This is a genomic window from Ruminococcus sp., assembly GCF_045129435.1.
Lineage (GTDB): Bacteria > Bacillota > Clostridia > Oscillospirales > Acutalibacteraceae > Ruminococcoides.
Map to the genome: position 1 here is coordinate 1 of NZ_JBGVJL010000129.1, position 3,134 is coordinate 3,134.

The 3,134-nt window shown below is 39.1% G+C and carries 2 protein-coding genes; both read left to right on the forward strand.

Annotated features, from left to right (window positions below; all coding sequences use genetic code 11):
• Window positions 1-581 precede the first annotated feature (581 nt).
• Entirely contained in the window at window positions 582-1,211 is a 630-nt protein-coding gene (locus ACJMMI_RS06295) for a TetR/AcrR family transcriptional regulator (protein ID WP_405354355.1), read from the forward strand.
• 76 nt (window positions 1,212-1,287) lie between these two features.
• Entirely contained in the window at window positions 1,288-3,030 is a 1,743-nt protein-coding gene (locus ACJMMI_RS06300) for an ABC transporter ATP-binding protein (RefSeq protein ID WP_405354356.1), read from the forward strand.
• Window positions 3,031-3,134: the final 104 nt, after the last annotated feature.

Here is a 3,134-nt window from a genome sequence, read left to right on the forward strand (position 1 = left end):
TGGCAGAAAGTTTCGGATAAATAATATAAAATTTAGGTCGAGCCTTTTTAAAGGCTCGTGGGTTTGGGCAAAGCCCATAAAATCTTCTAATATAACAATTTATCAGGCACAAACAGCGTAGCTGTTTGCGTGGTAAGACTATGTTTGTTAAAACAGGCGGTAGCCTTTTATAAAAGAAATAATTAATTTTTTCATTATATAACAAACGGCTTTTTTTATGTTGCTATCACAATTAAAAGGCTTTCGCCATTGTGTTCAGGTCGCCAAACAGCAGGCTGTTTGGCTTTCAAAACCTTGCGTTAGCTTAAAGTATTGTGGGCTTTGCCCACACCCACAACCTTTAAAAAAGATTGACCAAATTTTTATGTCCGAGTAGAAAGCATAGACAATCTCAAAGCTTTTAACTCCCGACCGTTATTAAGTCATTGTCGGGAACAAGAAAATTATTATTTTGCAAACTATATTCTCGTAATAAAAACCATAATTTACAATAGTAAATAATTTAAGGGTTGACATTTTATTTAAGAGGGTATATAATTCATAACAGTGTTATGAAACGATGTTATGAATGGAGACCGATTATGGCGAAACAAATTGAGGGCGTATCTGAGAGAATACTTGACTGTGCAAAAATTGAATTTTTAGATAAAGGTTATCAGGACGCATCTTTGCGAGCCATTGCTGCCGCCGCTAAAACAAGCACCAATTCAATTTATGTTCGATTTGGCGACAAAGAAGGTTTGTTCTCCGCTATTGTAGAACCTGTACTTAATAGAATGACTGAGATGTTCATTAAAATTCAAGAAGAATTTCACCAAATGGACAGCAGTGCACAGGCTGAAAAAATGACGGATTATTCAGACGGCGGCACTTCCGTTTTGGTCGATTATATGTACAAGCATCTTGATGAATTCAGATTATTGCTCGATTCATCATACGGCACTCGCTTTCACAATTTCATAGATGAATTAGTGCGTATTGAAGTTGAATACACCTATAAGTATATGGAAGCCGTCGGCTATCCCGAGCGTATGGGTGATGCTATGACAGAAAAGCTTCTGCACATTGTTACCACTTCAAGATTTGAGAGTATTTTTGAAGTTATTCGTCATGGTATGAGCCGAGAAGAAGCGGCTGAATACATAGATTTGCTTTGCAGATACCACAGAAAAGGCTTTTTTGAAGTTTTTGGGTTTGGAAAAGAAAAATAGGTTGAACAGGTTGTCTTACGACAGCCTTTCTATAAAACAACAGGTTAGTTAAAGCTAATCAATAGGAGGTATTTTGATGAAGGAACAAAGTCCTGTGGGACGAATTTGGGAGTTGGGAGAGCAAGAACACGGCAAGCTTATCTCGGCGGTAATTTTAGCCGTACTCGGTGCGGTAGGCGGTATGCTGCCTTACTTTGCAGCTGCAAAAATTATTATTTTGCTTCTTGCAGGGGAAAAGGCAATGGCAGTATATATTCCGTGGCTTATAACTGCACTTGGCGGTTTTCTTGTACGCACAGTGCTGTATAACAGTGCCTTGTCAATCTCTCACAAGGCGACATTTGCTATACTTAAAACAATTCGCCAAAAGCTATTGGCTAAGCTGCCAAAATTGCCGCTTGGTACGGTTATGGACACTTCAAGCGGTAAATTCAAAGAAATTATCGTAGATCAGGTTGACAGTATGGAAACCACACTTGCACATCTATTTCCGGAAATGACGGCAAATATTGTTGCACCTGTACTTACAATTATTTATCTGTTTATTCTTGACTGGAGGCTTGCACTTCTTTCTTTGGCGGTATTCCCGATAGCGTTTTTCTTTATGATGACCGTTATGGGCAACTATGCAAAGGATTTTGAGGGTGCTGTAAAGACAACAACCGAGATGAGCGGTACAATGATTGAATACATTAACGGAATTGAGGTTATCAAGGCTTTCAATCAAGGCAAACGCTCATACTCACGACTGATTAACAAAGTTCGTGCCAATGCAGAATATTATTTTAACTGGATGCGTCGCAGTCAGCTTGGTATGTCAATGGCATATGCATTTTTCCCTGCACAAATGCTTACAGTATTACCGTTTGGTTGGTTATTTTATTCAACAGGCAGTCTTTCTGTAGATACATTTATCACAGTAATAATTTTATCGCTTGGTATGGCAGCACCTATAGTAGCGGCATTCAATTTTGTTGATACTCTTGCACAGGTTGGCACTACTGTTTCTCAGGTGGATGAAATTTTAAAATCAGAGGAGCAGGAGCACAGCACGCAGCCTGTAGCATTTAAAAATCACAATATTGAGGTTGAAAATGTAACCTTCGGTTATCACGCTGACAAAGAAATTTTACATAGTGTAAGCCTTAATATACCTCAAAACGGAATGACTGCTTTGGTAGGTCCGTCAGGTTCGGGAAAATCAACCATAGCAAAGCTGATTGCAGGCTTTTGGGATGTGAAAACAGGTACTGTAAAAATGGGCGGATATGATTTAAAAGATATTCCTCTTACACAGCTTTACGATCAGGTAGCTTTTGTATCTCAGGACAACTATCTTTTTGACGATACAGTGCGTGAAAACATAAGAATGGGCTGTATGAATGCAACAGACAAAGAGGTTGAAGAAGCTGCCAAAGCTGCAGGTTGCAATGCTTTTATAAGCAACCTTGAAAAAGGCTTTGATACAAAGGTCGGCACAGGCGGAGCACATCTTTCAGGCGGTGAACGCCAGCGTATTGCGATTGCTCGTGCAATGCTAAAAAATGCACCTGTTGTAATTCTTGATGAAGCAACTGCTTATATTGACCCTGAAAATGAAAAGATTATTCAGAAAGCAGTGGCAAAGCTTGTAGAAAACAAAACTGTTATTGTAATTGCACACCGTTTATCTACCATAACCGACGCTGACAATATTATAGTTGTAAATAACGGTAATGTTGAAGCACAGGGCAAACACATCTCGTTGTTAAAAGATTGCAGCTTATACCGTGAGATGTGGCAGGCACATATCGGTGTAAAGGATGGTGACGCAGAATGATTAAAGCATTTCGTAAAATCTGGCAATTTGCCGGAAAAGAAACTAAAAACATCAACAAATCTGTAGCGGTAGGCTTTCTGAACGCCTTATTGCAAATGTTTCAG

Excerpts from the sequence above, each read along its gene's own strand:
- ACJMMI_RS06300 (WP_405354356.1), top strand. The coding sequence starts at position 1,288 with ATGAAGGAACAAAGTCCTGTGGGACGAATTTGGGAGTTGGGAGAGCAA.
- ACJMMI_RS06295 (WP_405354355.1), top strand. The coding sequence starts at position 582 with ATGGCGAAACAAATTGAGGGCGTATCTGAGAGAATACTTGACTGTGCA.